Source organism: Streptomyces sp. NPDC000983, from assembly GCF_040299205.1.
In the GTDB taxonomy this organism is placed as follows: Bacteria; Actinomycetota; Actinomycetes; order Streptomycetales; family Streptomycetaceae; genus Streptomyces.
Genome location: NZ_JBEPBM010000016.1, coordinates 45,739 through 58,977 on the forward strand (window position 1 = coordinate 45,739; position 13,239 = coordinate 58,977).

The window sequence follows — 13,239 nt, forward strand, 5'->3', positions numbered from 1 at the left end:
CGGCCCCGGGCCGCCCCAAGCCTCCCTCCCACGGCCGCCGTATGCTTCGGTCGTGTCAGCTCGGACACATCTCAGGGAGCACCAGTGAAGGTCGGCTGCATCGGACTCGGCGACATCGCGCAGAAGGCCTACCTGCCCGTTCTCGGCCAGCTGCCCGGGGTCGAACTCCACCTCCAGACCCGCACCCCCGCCACCCTGGAGCGGGTCGGCGACACGCTGCGCGTCCCCGCCGGGCAGCGGCACACCTCCCTGGACTCCCTGCTCGCCGCCGGCCTCGACGCGGCCTTCGTGCACGCCCCCACCGACGTCCACCCGGTGATCGTGACGCGGCTCCTCCAGGCGGGCGTGCCGACCTACGTCGACAAGCCGCTGGCGTACGAACTCGCCGAGTCCGAGGGGCTGGTGGAGCTCGCCGAACAGCGCGGGGTGAGCCTCGCGGTCGGCTTCAACCGGCGCCACGCCCCCGGGTACGCGCAGTGCGCCGACCATCCGCGCGAGCTGATCCTCATGCAGAAGAACCGGGTGGGGCTCCCGGAGGAGCCGCGCGCGATGATCCTCGACGACTTCATCCATGTCGTGGACACCCTGCGGTTCCTGGTGCCGGGGCCGGTGGACGACGTGACCGTGCGGGCCCGCACCGAGGGCGGGCTGCTCCACCATGTGGTGCTCCAGCTCGCCGGTGACGGCTTCACCGCGCTCGGGGTGATGAACCGGCTCAGCGGTTCGGCCGAGGAGATCCTGGAGGTGTCCGGCCAGGACACCAAGCGGCAGGTGATCAACCTGGCCGAGGTCGTCGACCACAAGGGCCAGCCGACGGTGCGCCGTCGCGGGGACTGGGTGCCGGTGGCCCGCCAGCGGGGCATCGAGCAGGCCGTGCTGGCGTTCCTGGACGCCGTGCGCGCCGGGAAGGTGCTCAGCGCCCGGGACGCGCTGGCGACCCATGAACTGTGCGAGCGGGTGGTACGAGCGGTTCAGGACCGGGCCGCCTGACCCGGCGGCCGCGCACCCCCTCGCCCGTGCACCAGGCGGCGAGCACCAGCAGCGCCATCAGCAGGGGCCAGTCCCCGAACCGGACGTAGAGCGTGGTGCCGCGGGCGAGCGGTACGTCGTAGACCTGTGCGGTGCTGGCATCGGTGCCGAGCCAGGAGCCGACGCGGTGTCCACGGGCGTCGTGGACGGCGGACACGCCGGTGAGGGTGGCGTGCACCATCGGGCGGCCGGTCTCCGCGGCGCGCAGCGCGGCGAGCGAGGCGTGCTGCTCGGGGGCCCAGCTCTGCTGGAACGTCGACGTCGCCGACTGGGCGACGAGCACCTGGGCGCCGTCGGCGGCGAGGTGGCGGCTCATGTCGGGGAACGCCGACTCGAAGCAGACCATCGGGCCCACCCGCAGCCCTCCGCCGGCGTCCATCAGGACCTGCTCGGTCCCGCGCCGTCGGTCCTCGCCGGCCGCCTCGCCGACCGAGGTGGCCCAGCCGAGCAGCGACCGGGCCGGCACGTACTCGCCGAAGGGGACGAGCCGCATCTTGTCGTAGCGCGCCCCGGTCAGCCCGTCCGGCCCGACCAGCACCGAACTCTTGTAGATCCCGGGCCGGTCGGAGCGCCGGGCGTCGACGTTGACCAGGACGCGGGCGCCCGTCTCCCGGACCAGCTCCGCCAGTCGCCCCGCCAGGTCCGGGCGGCTGCCGAGGTCGAAGCCGACACTGCTCTCGCCCCACACGACCAGGTCCACGTCCCGGCCGGCGAGTTCACGGGTGAGGCGCTCCTCCACCGCGAAGCGCCGGTCGGGGCTGTCGGCGCCCTTGACCACCCCCGGCTGCACCACGGCGATCCGGGTGCGCCCGGTGTTCTCCGGGCGCGGGGTCCAGGCCCAGGCGGCGGAGGTGACGGTGGCGGTGGCGATCAGACCGGCCACCGCGGGGACCCGGGACCGGCGGACCGCGACCAGCACGGTGACGGCGACGTTGAGGGCCACCACCAGGAAGCTGAGCAGCCAGACCCCGCCGGCCGAGGCCAGCCGCAGCGCCGGTTCCACCTGCCACTGGGAGGCGCCGAGCATCCCCCAGGGCCCGCCGAGCGCCTCCCAGGAGCGGACCAGTTCCACCATCAGCCAGCCCGAGGGCAGTACCACCAGCGCGGCCGCGACCCGGCCGGCGCCGGGTTCACCGGCGAGGAAGTGCCGGACCAGCAGGCCCCACGGCGCCCACAGTGCGCCCAGCAGGGCGGCGATGACGAAGGTGAAGACGTGCAGGTTCGGCAGCAGCCAGTGGTGCATGGCGAGCATGAAGCCGAAGCCGCCGCACCAGCCGTCGTACAGCGCCCGGCGGGGGGTGGGGGAGGTGCGCAGCAGCAGCATCCAGGGGACGAGGGCGGCGTAGGCGAACCACCACAGGGAGGGGGCCGGGAAGGCGAGGACGGGCAGTGCTCCGGCCGCCGCCGTGGTCAGCGATCGCCGCCACGGGGTGTGAAGCCAGTGGCCGAACCTCTGCATGCGCCGCCTCCCTGCCCCTTGGTGCCTCCAGTGTGCGCGCTGAGATCGTTCGGGCAACAGAGCGCCCGGGATCGGCCGCCTATCGTGTCGTGGCCGGTTCGGGCAGCCGCCGCCACTTCTCCCTGACGACGACCTCGCCGAGGCGCCAGCCGTCGTGGGTGCGGGTCAGGGCGAAGTCGTAGCGGCCACCGCAGACGAAGTCGGGGGCGGTGCCGTCGGGGGCCATGCGCATCGGGTTGACGTAGTCGGCCCGGACGCGGGCGGTGTCCCCGGTGTCCTGCTCCAGAATCCCGAAGCTGATCCGGCGGTTGACGATCAGATGCTGGCGCATCGGGAAGAGCCGCATGCTCTCGGCCAGCCAGTCGGCCACCTGCCGGGCCTCGCCCTCGATGCCGCCCGCCGAGCGGTAGTCCGCGCGGCCCGCGGGGGCGAACAGCCCGCGGTACGCCTCCCAGTCGCCGTCGTCGACCGCCACCGCGTACTCGGTGATCAGCCCGTCGACGGCCAGCCGGTCCATCACGGTCGCGAGCTCCACACGCTGCGTCATCGGCTCAGTGTTGGGCATGCGGCGGTCGACGCCAAGAGGCGTGCGGGACTTCCTTGATCCCGAGGCTCTAGGCGGCCTCGACCACGACGGCGCGGCGGATGGCGGCCGCCCACTCGACGACCAGCAGTTCGTACTCCGCGCGTTCCTGGGCGGACAGGGTGCCGCCCGCGCGCACCCACAGCGCGCGGATCTGCTCGTTCACCTCGGCGGCCGAGCGCAGGGAACCACGGGTTAAGTAATCCGGGGACATGCGGGCCAGCCTAGGGGCAAGCACTGACACTGCGCTACCGAATGGCTACGCATCCTGTATGTCCTCGGTCACGGGCGCTCCGGCGCACGCGGTCAGTGCGCGGGCTCACCGGCGTCGGGGCTCAGCTTGCCGGTGGCGACCAGCACGATGATCACGATGCCGAGGGCGATGCGGTACCAGACGAACGGCATGAAGCTCTTGGTGGAGATGTACTTCATGAACCAGGCGATGACCGCGTAGCCGGTCGCGAAGGCGATGACGGTCGCGAAGATCGTCGGACCCCAGGTGACATGGCCGCCCTCCATCGCGTCCTTGAGCTCGAACAGGCCGGAGGCGAGCACCGCGGGGATCGCGAGGAGGAAGGAGTAACGGGCCGCCGCCTCGCGCTGGTAGCCCATGAACAGGCCGCCGCTGATGGTGGCGCCGGAGCGGGAGACACCGGGGATCAGGGCCGCGGACTGGCACAGGCCGAAGATCAGGCCGTCCTTGACGTTGAGGCTCTTGAGGTCCTTGCGCTGCTTGGCCGCGCGGTGCCGGCCGCCGGTCTCGTCGCGGGCCGCGAGCCGGTCGGCGACACCGATGACGATGCCGACGACGATCAGCATCGTCGCGGTGATCCGCAGGTCGCGGAAGGGGCCCTCGATCTGGTCCTTCAGCGTCAGGCCGAGGACGCCGATCGGGATCGAGCCAACGATCACCAGCCAGCCCATCTGTGCGTCGTGGTCGCGCCGCATCGCCTTGTCGGTCAGTGACTTGGTCCAGGCGAGGACGATCCGCCCGATGTCCTTGCGGAAGTAGATCAGCACGGCTGCCTCGGTGCCGATCTGGGTGATCGCGGTGAAGGCCGCACCCGGGTCCTCCCAGCCGGAGAACGCCGCGGTGAGCCGCAGGTGGGCGCTGGAGGACACGGGGAGGAACTCGGTCAGCCCCTGGACGAGTCCGAGGATGAGGGATTCAAACCAAGACATGAAGTTACGACGTCCAAGTGGTGATCGGGTTGGCGCGAACGGGTGCACCGCGCCCACGAGGCCCGGTGATCACAGTGTCGAGGGCAGCGTAGCGTCCCTCGACTCCGGCCATGGCACAGGGGTTTCGCGGGATGGGCCCGCTCAGGCCGCGGCCGTCGGCCCCGACAGCGTCCAGCCCGGCGTCTGCGGGTGCGCGGTGAGGTCCTCGTGCCGGACCGGCTCGCCGCAGGCGGCGCAGGTGACGACCGGTTCGAGCGCCTGGCCGCACCTGTGCTCGACGATCATCGGGCGTTCCGCTGTGCCGCGCAGATGGCGGTCGCCCCACGCCATCAGGGTCATCAGGACCGGTTCCAGTTCCAGGCCGGCGCGGGTGGGCCGGTACTCGAAGCGCTGCGGCCGCTCGCTGTAGAGGCGCTTGGTCAGGATCCCGGCGTCCACGAGGCGGCGCAGCCGGGTCGCCAGGACGTCGCGCGGTGCCCCGATGTTGCGCACCAGCTGGTCGAAGCGGCCGTTGCCGAGGCAGACCTCGCGCAGGACCAGCAGGGAGTACTTCTCGCCGACCAGGGCCAGGGCGTCGGCGATGGAGCAGGGGCGGGGGTCCTTCGCGGCGGTCATGGCGCCAAGTCTAGGAGAGGGTTTGTTTTTCCAACTTGCGGAGCTATGGTGAGTTGGAATTTCCTACTGACCGGTAGCTGTGGAGGCCCGCACCATGCGAGACGCAGTGATCGTCGAAGCCGTACGCACCCCGATCGGCAAGGGCAGGCCCGGTGGCGCCCTCGCCCACGTCCACCCCGTGGAACTCCTCGCCCACACCCTGCGCGCCCTGGTCGAACGCACCGGCGTCGACCCGGCACTGATCGACGACGTCATCGGCGGCACCGTCGACCAGGTCGGCGAGCAGGCCATGAACACCACCCGGTACGCGGCCCTGTCGGCAGGCTTCCCCGAGTCGGTCCCGGCCACCACCGTGGACCGCCAGTGCGGCTCCTCCCAGCAGGCCGTGCACTTCGCCGCGCAGGGCGTCATGGCCGGCGCCTACGACCTCGTCGTGGCCTGCGGCGTGGAGTCCATGAGCCGGGTGCCGATGTGGTCCAACGTGCCGCCCGGCGCCGACCCCTTCGGCCCCGGCGTCGCCGCGCGCTACCCCGAGGGCCTGGTCCCGCAGGGCATCAGCGCCGAACTCATCGCCGCCAAGTGGTCCCTCACCCGCGAGCGGATGGACGACTTCGCCGTCTCCTCACACCGCAAGGCCGCCGCGGCCTGGGAACAGGGCCTGTTCGACGCCGAGGTCGCGCCCCTGGACGGCGTCGCCCGGGACGAGTGCGTACGCCCCGGCAGCACCACCGAGGTCCTCGCCGGGCTCAGGTCCGCCTACCACGACCCCGGCTTCGCCGAGCGCTTCCCGCAGATCGAGTGGAACATCACCGCCGGCAACGCCAGCCCCGTCAACGACGGCGCCTCCGCCGTGCTCATCGCCTCCGCCGACACCGCCGCCCGGCTGGGCCTGCGCCCCCTCGCCCGGCTGCACGGCTTCGCCGTCACCGGCTCCGACCCGCTGCTGATGCTCACCGGAGTCGTCCCGGCCACCGAGAAGGTGCTGCGCCGCTCGGGGCTCGGCCTCGACGACATCGACCTGTTCGAGGTCAACGAGGCGTTCTCCAGCGTCGTCCTGGCCTGGCAGCAGGAGACCGGGGCGGACCTGGCGAAGGTCAACGTGCACGGCGGCGCCATCGCGCTCGGCCATCCGCTGGGCGCCAGCGGAACCCGCCTGACGGCGACCCTGGTCCACGCGATGCGCGCGAGGGGCGCCCGCTACGGCCTGCAGACCATGTGCGAGGCGGGCGGGCTGGCCAACGCGATGATCGTGGAGAGCCTGTAGTCCGGCGCTCGCGGGGGCGCGGTTCAGCCCCGCAGGTGGTGCCGCTTGCGCCAGGCCACCACCACGCCCGCCAGCGCGGGCACCGCGATACAGGCCAGCGCGATCAGGAAGGCCGGTGACGTCGGTGTCGAGGCGCGGGCGCCGGCCACCACGTAGGCGGCGGTGTTCGGGATCGAACCGAGCGCCGTCGCCAGCAGGAACGGCGCGTAGCCCATACGGGAGACGGCGGCGCAGTAGTTCGCCGCCCAGAACGGCACCCCCGGGAAGAGCCGCACCGCCAGCATCGAGCGGAAGCCGTGCCGGGAGAGCTGTCCGTCCGCCGCCTTCAGCCAGCGGCCCCGCAGCAGCGGGCGCAGCGCCTCCTGCCCGAGGATCCGGCCCAGCCCGAAGGCGAGCCCGGCCCCGAGCACGGTCCCCGCGAGCGCCGCCGCCAGACCGAACTGGGAGCCGAAGAGCGCGCCCGCGGCGAGGTTGAGCAGCGGCCGCGGCACGAACGCCACCGTGCACAGCCCGTACGCCACGGCGAACACCAGCGTCGCGGCGGCGCCGCCCAGCTGGGGCGGCCAGCCGTCCGCCAGCAGCCGCTGCGGTTCGAACAGCAGCACGCAGACCGCGGCCGAGACCAGCAGGACCAGCAGCAGGGACAGCCGCGACCAGGGCGACAGCAGCGCTCTCGAACAGCGCGCGGCGAACGGCACGGGCAGGGCGACGGTGAGCTCAGCGGCGGCCGGGGGAGCGGCGGCCAGGGCGGTGCCCCCAGAGCGGGTGTGGGCATCGAGCATCCGGTGACACTAACCGACATATGTGTGTGATCGCCGTATGGTTCGTCTCATGAGCGTGACAGGCGGGGAAACCCCGGACGTCCCCGACAGCGCCCTCGCCGACACCGTGCTGCGCCGCCTCACCGCCGCCTACGGCCCCGCCGCCGACCCCGAGCGGGCCGTGGCCATGCGCGCGTACATGAAGGACGTGGCGCCCTTCCTCGGCCTCACCACCCCCGTGCGCCGGTCCCTGTCCCGGCCGGTCCTTCAGGGCCTTCCCCGGCCGGACGAGGCGGACTGCGCCGCCGTCGCGCTGCGCTGCTGGCGGCTTCCCGAACGCGAGTACCAGTACTTCGCCGTGGACTACCTGCGCCGGCACGCCGGACGCTGCTCTTCCGCCTTCCTGCCCGTCACCCGGCACCTGGTCTCCACCGTCCCCTGGTGGGACACCGTGGACCTGCTCGCCGCCCATGTCGTCGGCGCGCTCGTCGCCGCCGATCCGCGACTGCGTACCGCCATGGACGCCTGGAGCACCGACGACGACCTGTGGATCGTCCGCACCGCCCTCCTCCACCAACTGCGTCACAAGGAGCGCACCGACGCCGACCGGCTCTTCGCCTACTGCTCGGCCCAGGCCGCCCACCCCGACTTCTTCGTCCGCAAGGCGATCGGCTGGGCCCTGCGCGAGTACGCCAAGACCGACCCCCGGGCAGTCCGGGACTTCGTCGCGCGGGAGAAGGGGCGGCTCGCGCCGCTGTCGGTGCGGGAGGCGCTGAAGAACATCGGCGCCTGAGAGCGCCCCCGGCCGCACCGGCCTGCCGAACTCCCGTACCGGCGAAAACCATTCGACGTCGGACATCCCGTCGACGATGATCGGCCTCATGTTCCGGCACGCCTTCCTCCTCGCAGCATCCGCGGCAGCGGATGCCCCGAAGGCTGCCGCAGTCGTGCCCCCGGCCGCTGTCGACGGCGCCCGAAGCTGACCCTCTCCGGAACGTCCGGCGGACCCCGCAGGGGGAGGGTCGGAGAGTCCTCGGGGTCCCACCACCGCCACTCATGACGCTTCGAGGTACCACCATGTCCAAGACGGCCTACGTCCGCACCAAACCGCATCTCAACATCGGCACCATGGGCCATGTCGACCACGGCAAGACCACCCTGACCGCCGCCATCACCAAGGTCCTCGCCGAGCGCGGCTCCGGCACCTACGTGCCCTTCGACCGCATCGACCGGGCGCCCGAGGAGGCGGCGCGCGGCATCACCATCAACATCGCGCACGTCGAGTACGAGACCGACACCCGGCACTACGCCCATGTCGACATGCCCGGCCACGCCGACTACGTCAAGAACATGGTGACCGGCGCCGCGCAGCTCGACGGAGCGATCCTCGTGGTCTCCGCGCTCGACGGGATCATGCCGCAGACCGCCGAACACGTCCTGCTCGCCCGGCAGGTGGGCGTCGACCACGTGGTGGTGGCGCTGAACAAGGCCGACGCGGCCGACGACGAACTCGTCGAACTCGTCGAGCTGGAGGTACGCGACCTGCTCACCGCGCACGGCTACGGCGGCGACACCGCGCCCGTCGTACGGGTCTCGGGGCTGCGCGCCCTGGCCGGGGACCCGAGGTGGACGGCGTCCGTGGAGGCGCTGCTGGACGCCGTGGACACCTACGTCCCGATGCCGGAGCGGTACGTGGACGCGCCGTTCCTGCTGCCGGTCGAGAACGTGCTGACCATCACCGGCCGCGGGACGGTGGTCACGGGCGCCGTCGAGCGCGGCACCGTACGGGTCGGCGACCGGGTGGACGTGCTCGGGGCCGGTCTGGAGAGCGTCGTCACCGGCGTCGAGACCTTCGGCAAGCCGATGGAGTCGGCCGAGGCCGGCGACAACGTGGCCCTGCTGCTGCGCGGGGTGGCCCGCGACGCGGTCCGGCGCGGGCACGTCGTGGCGGCACCGGGGAGCGTGGTGCCCCGACGGCGCTTCACCGCGCAGGTGTACGTGCTGTCGGCCCGGGAGGGCGGCCGTACGACCGCCGTCTCCACCGGGTACCGGCCGCAGTTCTACATCCGGACCGCCGACGTGGTAGGCGACATCGACCTCGGCGAGGCGGCGGTGGCGCGGCCCGGCGAGACGGTGACCATGACGGTCGAGCTGGGGCGGGAGACGCCGCTGGAGCCCGGCCTCGGCTTCGCCATCCGCGAGGGCGGCCGGACCGTCGGGGCGGGGACGGTGACCGCCGTGGAGTGAACACCGCCGGCGGGGGCCACGGGCATGCCGTGGTCCCCGCCTCCGTGCCGCGGCCCGGCGCGCCGCACAATGGAGGCGTGAGCGAACCAGTCCCCGTGAGCCGGGCCGTCGATCACGGCACCGCCAAGCTGATGCCCGACATCGACCGGGAGCGCGCCTGGCTGCTCACCGTCGACGAGGCTCCCCAGTCCTACGTCGACCTCGACGAACCGACCCACCTGGAGTTCGAGTACACCCGTCGGCTCGGCCATGTCCTGGACGTCGTCGCGGAGCCCGGGCTGGCCCTCGACGTGCTCCACCTCGGCGGCGGGGCGCTCACCCTGCCCCGCTATGTGGCGGCGACCCGGCCCGGGTCCCGGCAGGACGTGGTCGAGGCCGACCGGGGCCTCACGGAGCTGATCGCGCAGGTGCTGCCCGTCCCCGACGGCACCGGGATCACCCTGCACACGGCGGACGCGCGGGCCTGGACCGAGCGGGCGCCCGCCGGCTCGGCCGACGTCCTGCTCGCCGACGTCTTCGGCGGCTCACGGGTGCCCGCGCACCTGACCACCCTCGCCTACGCCCGCGCGGCCGAGCGGGTGCTGCGCCCGTCGGGCGTCTATCTCGCCAACCTCGCCGACGCCGCGCCCTTCGCCTTCCTCCGCTCCCAACTGGCCAACTTCGCGGCCGTGTTCGAGGAGCTGGCGCTGATCGCGGAGCCCGGGGTGCTGCGCGGGCGGCGCTTCGGCAACGCGGTGCTGGTCGCCTCGCACCGGCCGGTCGACCTCGCCGCGCTGACCCGGCTGGCGGCCTCCGACGCCTTCCCGGCCCGGGTCGAACACGGCGCGGCGCTGGGGGAGTTCATCGGCGGGGCCCGCCCGGTGCGGGACGAGGACGCGGTGCCCTCACCCGTTCCCCCCGACGGGGCTTTCGGCATCGGCTGAGGGCCGCGCCGCCGACGTGACGTGCCGGGTATGGCGGCGCAGGTTGCGTACGTCCGGCACGCACAGCGCGCCCGCGGTGACCACCACGACCAGCGCGGCGCAGCCCCACAGCGCCGAGGTCCGGCCGAGCGTCGACTCCGCCGGGCCCGCCAGGGCGGTGGCCATCGGCACCAGGGCGACCGAGCCGAACCAGTCGTAGGCGGCGACCCGGGAGAACTTGTCCTCCGGGATCTCCTGGTGCAGGGCGGTCATCCAGCTGACCCCGAACACCTCCAGGGTCACGCCGGTGACGAACATCACCGCGCACAGCAGGCCGACGGAGACCGGGATCGCCAGCGCGGCGGAGGGCAGGGCCAGCGGGAAGACGCACAGGGTGCCCGCGAGGAGCAGCCGGCGGGGTTTCCAGCGGGTCATCAGCAGGGCGCCCGCGACCGTGCCCGCGCCGAAGAAGCCCAGGGCCAGGCCCCAGGGTCCGGCGCCGCCCAGATGGTCCCGGGCGACCAGCGGACCGTAGACGGCGTCCGCCGCGCCGACCACCGCGTTCGCCACCGAGAACTGCACGACCACGGCCCACAGCCAGGTCCGGCCGGTGACCTCCCGCCAGCCCTCGCGCAGGTCGGACAGCAGACCGCCGCCCGGCGTGCGGGGCGCGATGTGGCCGACGTCGAGGAAGGCGCGCAGCGACCCGGCGACGGCGAAGGCCACGGCGTCCGCCGCCAGCACCCAGCCGGGTCCGATCGCGGCGACCATCGCGCCGCCCAGCGCCGCACCGCCCACCGCGGCGCCCTGCATGGCCATCCGGAAGACGGCGAACGCCCGGCTGACCTGCTCGCCGCTGACCGAGGACAGCAGCATGCCCTCGGCGGCGGGGGAGAAGAACGCGTGTCCGGTGCCGCCCAGCGCGGTGAGCAGCATCATCTGCCACAGCCTGGGTTCACCGGACAGGACGAGCAGGGCGAACGCGCCCTGCGAGAGGAAGTTCAGCGCGTTGGCGGCGACCATCACCCGGTGCCGGGGGAACCGGTCCGCGACGGCGCCGCCGATCAGCAGGAACAGCACCAGGGGCAGCGTCCGCGCCGCCGCCACCAGACCCACGTCGCCGCCGTCGCCGCCGTTCTCCAGCACGGCGAACGCGGCGGCGATGAGCGCGCCGTGACTGCCGAGGTTGGTCACGACCGCGGCGGCGGTCAGCAGTGAGTAGTTGCGGCCCGCCCAGGTCGGGCGGCGGAGCGAGACGGTGGGTTTCACCTGGCGACTATCACCGCGGCGGGGCCGACTTGCCAAGTCGAATCCCGACCGTTCTCGCCCCGTGACCTGCGGCTGGGGCCGAATCCGCGATCGGCGGTCAGGTGTCCGTGGGCATGGTCTCCGTCAGGCGCACGGTGCTGAGGATCTTCTGGATCGTCGCCTCCGGCAGCTCGTCCTTGACGCCCTTGGCGCCGAACAGGTTCCAGGTGACGAAATCGCCCGCGCCGTTCTCGAAGGCGAAGGTGATCGCCTTGCCCTCGCTGTCGCACTTGCCGTTCTGCGGGGTGTTCTCCGAGTGGGCGGTGATGACGCTGCCCTCGATGCCCGAGGCCGTGGTGTACGGCTTCGCCTTGCCGTACTTCACGCTCTTCTTGTCCGGCTGGGTGTAGCCGCCGTAGATCCACCACGGGACGCGGGTCGTCGCCGCCTCCTCCAGGTCCTTGGCCCCGCCCTCACCACGGGTACCGGCGGTGACCAGCGCGGTGTCCTCGTTCCGGCCGTCCTTGTCGGAGTCGACCGTGCACCACTTGGACTTCAGGTAGGCGGGAGCGGTGACGGTGGTGCGGTCGATCTTGCCGTCCTTCTCCTCCCACTCGAAGCCGACGCTGGTGTCCGCGCTCTCGATCTCCCAGTCGGCGGGCACGTCGAACATCGTTCCGAAGCGCGTGTTGACGACGACCTTCCAGCCCTCGACGGTCGGCTCCAGCTCCTCCTCGCCGCGCGGGTCGGAGTCCGATCCGGAGCCGGACGGGCTGGGGTCGGCCGTCTTGCTGACGGTCGGGCTCGGCGAGGCCTTGCCGTCCGCCTTGTCGTCGTCGCCGCCGCCGAGCACCAGGACCCCGGTGACACCGGCCGCCACGACCACGGCCGTGGCCGCCACGATCGCCACCAGCTTGGTGCGGTTGCCCCCACCACCGCCCTGCGGCGCCGGCGACCCCGGCGAGGTCGGCGCGTTCCACTGCGGCTGCTGCCCATAGGGGTTGGGCTGTTGGTAGCCGGGCTGCTGGTACGGATTCGGCTGCTGGTACCCCGGCTGCTGGTACGGGTTGTTCTGCTGCGGGTTCTGCTCGCCCCCGGGCGGCTGCTGTCCTGGCCACATGGGCAGTCACCCTAGCGGCGCCATGGACACGATTCGGTCACCGGGCCTTGTCAGGGACGTAGCAATACGGCGCGGGTGAGGTGCCGGCCGGATCGTGACGATCACGGCACGAATCTGGCCAGCGGTGGCTACTCGTGGGTAACATGCCGCCATGAGCGCAGATCAGATGTCGATCGGCGAGTTGCTCGCCGCCACCGTGCCGATGGTTCGCACCCTGAACCTGGAGTACCGCGAGACCACCCCGGAGAAGGCCGTGCTGGTTCTGCCGGACCAGGACGAGTACCGCAACCATGTCGGCGGACCGCACGCCGGCGCGATGTTCACGCTGGGCGAGTCGGCCAGTGGCGCCATCGTGCTCGCGGCCTTCGGCGACCAGCTGTCGCGGGCGGTGCCGCTGCCGGTGACCGCCGAGATCGCGTTCAAGAAGATCGCCCTCGGTTCCGTCACCGCCACCGCCACCCTCGGCCGGCCGATCGACGAGGTCGTCGCCGAACTGGACGCCGGTAAGCGGCCGGAGTTCCCGGTGGGCGTCGCCATCCAGCGCGAGGACGGCGCGGTCACCACCGAGATGACCGTCGTGTGGACACTCCGTCCCAATAGCTGAACGCTCGGATTTTTCTGGTCAGCGGGTCCCGTAAGGGGGCCCGCTGTGTCGTTTCCGGACCGCTGGTTCCGCATCGGATGTGGATACCGGCGGTAACTAATCCGCATTCCCCGGGCTTTCTGCCCCCGGCGTTCGAACTTCTTGTTTCCTGTGAGTCGTTCGTGCGAAGGTGAGCGCCCCCTGGACCGGCTGTGCCCCAGCTCGCACCGCTCAGGTATGCGCCAA

General features: G+C 72.4%; 14 protein-coding genes. 6 read left to right on the forward strand and 8 right to left on the reverse strand.

From position 1 onward, the window contains the following. Positions 1–84 precede the first annotated feature (84 nt). Positions 85–990 carry a Gfo/Idh/MocA family protein gene (locus ABT296_RS19830; protein ID WP_351929006.1) on the forward strand — a complete coding sequence of 302 codons (906 nt, stop codon included), beginning with the start codon at positions 85–87 and terminating at the stop codon, positions 988–990. Here the strand turns inward: ABT296_RS19830 and lnt are convergent. The 5 genes from lnt to ABT296_RS19855 form a co-directional block, all read right to left on the reverse strand. After that, the gene (gene lnt / locus ABT296_RS19835; protein WP_351929008.1) at positions 914–2,488 is read right to left on the reverse strand and encodes an apolipoprotein N-acyltransferase; all 1,575 of its coding nucleotides are present in this window, start codon (positions 2,486–2,488) and stop codon (positions 914–916) included. The genes ABT296_RS19830 and lnt overlap by 77 nt on opposite strands. A 79-nt stretch (positions 2,489–2,567) precedes the next feature. Beyond that, positions 2,568–3,035, reverse strand: a complete 468-nt coding sequence (locus tag ABT296_RS19840; protein ID WP_351929010.1) for a nuclear transport factor 2 family protein — start codon at positions 3,033–3,035, stop codon at positions 2,568–2,570. Positions 3,036–3,102: 67 nt separating this feature from the next. Beyond that, a complete protein-coding gene (locus tag ABT296_RS19845) occupies positions 3,103–3,285 on the reverse strand; it encodes a hypothetical protein (protein WP_351929012.1) in 183 nt (60 codons plus the stop codon). Positions 3,286–3,377: 92 nt separating this feature from the next. Further along, positions 3,378–4,253: an undecaprenyl-diphosphate phosphatase gene (locus ABT296_RS19850; RefSeq protein ID WP_351929014.1), complete on the reverse strand. Its 876-nt coding sequence runs from the start codon at positions 4,251–4,253 to the stop codon at positions 3,378–3,380. A 141-nt stretch (positions 4,254–4,394) separates the two neighbouring features. Continuing rightward, positions 4,395–4,868 carry a winged helix-turn-helix transcriptional regulator gene (locus ABT296_RS19855; RefSeq protein WP_351929016.1) on the reverse strand — a complete coding sequence of 158 codons (474 nt, stop codon included), beginning with the start codon at positions 4,866–4,868 and terminating at the stop codon, positions 4,395–4,397. Positions 4,869–4,962: 94 nt separating this feature from the next. Here ABT296_RS19855 and ABT296_RS19860 point away from each other — a divergent pair, with 94 nt between their 5' ends. Then, positions 4,963–6,132, forward strand: a complete 1,170-nt coding sequence (locus ABT296_RS19860; protein WP_351929017.1) for a thiolase family protein — start codon at positions 4,963–4,965, stop codon at positions 6,130–6,132. Positions 6,133–6,155: 23 nt separating this feature from the next. Here ABT296_RS19860 and ABT296_RS19865 read toward each other — a convergent pair whose 3' ends face one another. After that, positions 6,156–6,914: a TVP38/TMEM64 family protein gene (locus ABT296_RS19865; RefSeq protein WP_351929019.1), complete on the reverse strand. Its 759-nt coding sequence runs from the start codon at positions 6,912–6,914 to the stop codon at positions 6,156–6,158. Positions 6,915–6,963: 49 nt separating this feature from the next. On the opposite strand from ABT296_RS19865, the gene ABT296_RS19870 reads away from it, so the two are divergent. The 3 genes from ABT296_RS19870 (at position 6,964) to ABT296_RS19880 (ending at position 10,063) form a co-directional block, all read left to right on the forward strand. Beyond that, positions 6,964–7,686: a DNA alkylation repair protein gene (locus ABT296_RS19870; RefSeq protein WP_351929021.1), complete on the forward strand. Its 723-nt coding sequence runs from the start codon at positions 6,964–6,966 to the stop codon at positions 7,684–7,686. 284 nt (positions 7,687–7,970) lie between these two features. After that, positions 7,971–9,140, forward strand: a complete 1,170-nt coding sequence (tuf, locus tag ABT296_RS19875; protein ID WP_351929023.1) for an elongation factor Tu — start codon at positions 7,971–7,973, stop codon at positions 9,138–9,140. 77 nt (positions 9,141–9,217) lie between these two features. Next, positions 9,218–10,063: a spermidine synthase gene (locus ABT296_RS19880; RefSeq protein WP_351929025.1), complete on the forward strand. Its 846-nt coding sequence runs from the start codon at positions 9,218–9,220 to the stop codon at positions 10,061–10,063. Here the strand turns inward: ABT296_RS19880 and ABT296_RS19885 are convergent. Further along, positions 10,025–11,311: an MFS transporter gene (locus tag ABT296_RS19885; RefSeq protein ID WP_351929027.1), complete on the reverse strand. Its 1,287-nt coding sequence runs from the start codon at positions 11,309–11,311 to the stop codon at positions 10,025–10,027. The genes ABT296_RS19880 and ABT296_RS19885 overlap by 39 nt on opposite strands. 97 nt (positions 11,312–11,408) lie before the next feature. Then, positions 11,409–12,410, reverse strand: coding sequence for a DUF8017 domain-containing protein (locus tag ABT296_RS19890; protein WP_351929029.1), 1,002 nt, complete (start codon positions 12,408–12,410; stop codon positions 11,409–11,411). A 166-nt stretch (positions 12,411–12,576) separates the two neighbouring features. Between ABT296_RS19890 and ABT296_RS19895 the strand changes: the two genes are divergently transcribed. Then, positions 12,577–13,014 carry a DUF4442 domain-containing protein gene (locus tag ABT296_RS19895; protein ID WP_351929233.1) on the forward strand — a complete coding sequence of 146 codons (438 nt, stop codon included), beginning with the start codon at positions 12,577–12,579 and terminating at the stop codon, positions 13,012–13,014. Positions 13,015–13,239: the final 225 nt, after the last annotated feature.

What these genes read in the sequence shown, in the direction of transcription:
- lnt (WP_351929008.1), bottom strand. Translation starts at nt 2,488, where the DNA reads ATGCAGAGGTTCGGCCACTGGCTTCACACCCCGTGGCGGCGATCGCTG.
- ABT296_RS19840 (WP_351929010.1), bottom strand. Translation starts at nt 3,035, where the DNA reads ATGACGCAGCGTGTGGAGCTCGCGACCGTGATGGACCGGCTGGCCGTC.
- ABT296_RS19845 (WP_351929012.1), bottom strand. Translation starts at nt 3,285, where the DNA reads ATGTCCCCGGATTACTTAACCCGTGGTTCCCTGCGCTCGGCCGCCGAG.
- ABT296_RS19850 (WP_351929014.1), bottom strand. Translation starts at nt 4,253, where the DNA reads ATGTCTTGGTTTGAATCCCTCATCCTCGGACTCGTCCAGGGGCTGACC.
- ABT296_RS19855 (WP_351929016.1), bottom strand. Translation starts at nt 4,868, where the DNA reads ATGACCGCCGCGAAGGACCCCCGCCCCTGCTCCATCGCCGACGCCCTG.
- ABT296_RS19860 (WP_351929017.1), top strand. Translation starts at nt 4,963, where the DNA reads ATGCGAGACGCAGTGATCGTCGAAGCCGTACGCACCCCGATCGGCAAG.
- ABT296_RS19865 (WP_351929019.1), bottom strand. Translation starts at nt 6,914, where the DNA reads ATGCTCGATGCCCACACCCGCTCTGGGGGCACCGCCCTGGCCGCCGCT.
- ABT296_RS19870 (WP_351929021.1), top strand. Translation starts at nt 6,964, where the DNA reads ATGAGCGTGACAGGCGGGGAAACCCCGGACGTCCCCGACAGCGCCCTC.
- tuf (WP_351929023.1), top strand. Translation starts at nt 7,971, where the DNA reads ATGTCCAAGACGGCCTACGTCCGCACCAAACCGCATCTCAACATCGGC.
- ABT296_RS19890 (WP_351929029.1), bottom strand. Translation starts at nt 12,410, where the DNA reads ATGTGGCCAGGACAGCAGCCGCCCGGGGGCGAGCAGAACCCGCAGCAG.
- ABT296_RS19895 (WP_351929233.1), top strand. Translation starts at nt 12,577, where the DNA reads ATGTCGATCGGCGAGTTGCTCGCCGCCACCGTGCCGATGGTTCGCACC.